The organism is Brasilonema bromeliae SPC951, from assembly GCF_012912135.1.
Classification (GTDB): Bacteria; Cyanobacteriota; Cyanobacteriia; order Cyanobacteriales; family Nostocaceae; genus Brasilonema; species Brasilonema bromeliae.
On the sequence record NZ_QMEB01000306.1, the window covers coordinates 1 to 2621 of the forward strand.

4 protein-coding genes are annotated in these 2621 nt (G+C 40.7%); 2 read left to right on the plus strand and 2 right to left on the minus strand.

The annotated features are described in order from the left end of the window. Positions 1 to 332 precede the first annotated feature (332 nt). A complete protein-coding gene (locus DP116_RS26150) occupies positions 333 to 920 on the plus strand; it encodes a putative endonuclease domain-containing protein (RefSeq protein ID WP_169157928.1) in 588 nt (195 codons plus the stop codon). Between the two features lie 229 nt (positions 921 to 1149). Next, positions 1150 to 1467: a hypothetical protein gene (locus DP116_RS26155; protein ID WP_169157929.1), complete on the plus strand. Its 318-nt coding sequence runs from the start codon at positions 1150 to 1152 to the stop codon at positions 1465 to 1467. A gap of 324 nt (positions 1468 to 1791) precedes the next feature. Here DP116_RS26155 and DP116_RS26160 read toward each other — a convergent pair whose 3' ends face one another. Next, complete coding sequence (locus tag DP116_RS26160) at positions 1792 to 2091, minus strand: hypothetical protein (protein WP_169157930.1); 300 nt, start codon at positions 2089 to 2091, stop codon at positions 1792 to 1794. Positions 2092 to 2196: 105 nt separating this feature from the next. Further along, positions 2197 to 2388 (minus strand): hypothetical protein, encoded by a 192-nt coding sequence (locus tag DP116_RS26165; protein WP_169157931.1) that lies wholly within the window; start codon positions 2386 to 2388, stop codon positions 2197 to 2199. Positions 2389 to 2621: the final 233 nt, after the last annotated feature.

The following is a 2621-nucleotide window of genomic DNA, read 5'->3' on the forward strand; positions in this document are numbered from 1 at the left end:
TAGCACCTTTTTCTGGTGGTTTGGCAGAACTGACTGATATGAGTGAGTAGGCGCAGTCTTTCTTGGAGGGGAGATTCGCAGGCGATGACGGGGTATTCTTCTTGAATCAGTCCTGAGAGTATCTGGAAGCTGTACATACCTTGTCCAAAGTGCTTTTAGCGTATTTTCTTCCATGTGACTGACAATTGGCATCCAATTTTAGTTGTAAAAAATATGCAACATCTGTTGGTTTCAATAATGCTGGTGTACTTGTAAAACTGGGTGTAATATTGTTCCTTATTTAAGGAAGATATGAAGCGACAACCTATTATTTAAAGATGTGATGAACAAGCATGGCGAAATCAGCATTACCAGTTCCATCTTTTCCTCAAATATTTGTCCCGCAGTTGGTTCGAGATAAGAAATTTGCTCCCGTGACTGCACCTTCGGGTACGGGTGATGCCCCTGTGGGGGCGAGTGAGAATCTATTCGGGAATGTCTTGAAGCATTATTTTGGTGAGGGGGTTGTTTTAGCACAACAGAAGATGTTACCTCCAGGGCACGATTTACATTACACGACTGACTTTCTGATTGTGGAACCCACTACTGGGCTACACCTAGATGTTGAAGTGGATGAGCCTATCTCATTTGCAACGGGAAAACCTACCCACTGTATTGGGGAGGATAACTACCGGAACAAGTGCTTTGTCGATGCTAACTGGGTGGTGGTGCGCTTTGCGGAGGAACAGGTTTCTAGCCAGCCAGAGCGTTGTGCGCTTGTCATAGCTGGTGCGATCGCAAAACTGACCGGCAATACTACTTATGAACAGAAGTTGCGCCATGCAGGTAGGGTAGACGCTATTAAGCAGTGGACACCTCGTCAGGCTACGAAGCTGAAGAAAAGTAATTACCGTCAGGGGTATTTGGCATCTAGGAAGTGACATACTCCCTCACCATAATCTTTGATGTGCGATTTGTAGCGCGGGAGCTGTAGGGCAAAGCCCTTCGATGCAGGGTAGGAAGGAAAGCTTGTACAGTAAGCTTTTTAACCTTTTTCAACTGGATAGCAATCGCCACGCTGCAATAGTAAAGTTTTTCAGGTATTTAGCAAAAGAGATCTAGGCTACTACTGGTGATATTTTCGAGAAAAAATTTAGGGAGTTTCTCAAGATGAGCAACTGCGTTACATATTATACGCATACGAATCAAATTGACCAACTTGTCGAGTCTTTCGGCACAACACTAGAGAAACTTACCCTAGCTGATAAGCTTGCATTGCGGGTAACATTAACATATTGGTTATTCCACTGCGAAGTTGCTGATTTAGGTGAGTATACTTTAAATCATGCCTTAGAGGATATGATGCAAGGATATTCAGAAGACTGTCAAATTAATCTCAAAGAAGCGATTGCGATTTTAGGAGGTATTGGCAAGGATGAAGCAGAAGGGTTAATTGAATCACTTACGGCTCAACTGCGCTGTTTGTAAAAAATATTGAACTAACGGCTTTGGCGCTAAGTAGGAAAGCACAAATAAACACAACTATGTTTAGAAAGATTAAGGTATTGAAATCCTCTTCCCTTGAGCTCCGGCTGCCTTGTCTCAACGACAAATATTTGTGCTGACCTATTTATCATACGGGAATTAGTTTAAGTTCTTTTAATCGTTCCTGAATATCTACTACCTCAACTTCCCAAAATTTTTCAGATGGTTGCACGAAGAGCCGCTATCTGGTGGTTCCCAATAGCTAGCTGCTAGGATTATCCCATGTATGGATGTGCTTGCAATTGAAGCAGCTTTTCGGTTGTGTCACTATGCGAATCCTTTTCCTGCCTTAATACAAACCCACTTGTTAGTATCCTGCCTTTCCCAGATTGCTTCCCATAAAGGCGCTTCCATTATTAATTTCCAATTTCCTGGTTCTTGTTGGGCAATTTCCTCAAACTCAGCAAGTGTTTTTGGTTGACCTACTTCAGTCTCGCCGTCGTAGTAAGTTTGTCTGTTTTTGGTTATCTTAGCCGTTCCAAATCCTACTTGAACTACTATGTCTAGAGGGCAAATACTGCCGATTGGATTGCGAGAAGTACCAGTTGTATTGAGATGATAGCTCATTATAAAGAATCCATAAATATTTCTTGATAATGAGCATTAGCTATTGATTGTAGTCTAATTATTTTTAGCTTTTCTTTATAATTTTTTAGCCAAACGATACGGATATTACTCATTTTTTTCTCTGACTGGTAGCAGTTGATTGCTGAATGATTTAATGTGGTTATGCACGGTGTAACCTGACATATGGTTGGCGAATGCAGTTTGCATATCTAACATGAATACCAGAATAAACAAGCTGCTAAATCCATAGATAAGGATGTAGAGTAAGTTGTCGATAAAATGAACTAAACTTTCCATTTGCAGTTGCCTTATAAAACTGAATTGTTGTTACCGTCAGGAAGTGATTTGGACAATTTCTTCTAATATCATTCAGCGAAGCTGCTGTGGTGTATATTTTCGGACATTTTTATTCTTTCTCCTTATAGGTACAGTATGTAAGAGTTAATAAAAAAATGGTTGAGTAAAATCTCAACCATGATGGTAATATTTCTGCTCGGGAATTTGTTTTATCGAGCTTGGCTTCTGCCATC

Coding starts and splice junctions, on each gene's coding strand:
- DP116_RS26155 (WP_169157929.1), top strand. CDS start 1,150: ATGAGCAACTGCGTTACATATTATACGCATACGAATCAAATTGACCAA.
- DP116_RS26160 (WP_169157930.1), bottom strand. CDS start 2,091: ATGAGCTATCATCTCAATACAACTGGTACTTCTCGCAATCCAATCGGC.
- DP116_RS26150 (WP_169157928.1), top strand. CDS start 333: ATGGCGAAATCAGCATTACCAGTTCCATCTTTTCCTCAAATATTTGTC.
- DP116_RS26165 (WP_169157931.1), bottom strand. CDS start 2,388: ATGGAAAGTTTAGTTCATTTTATCGACAACTTACTCTACATCCTTATC.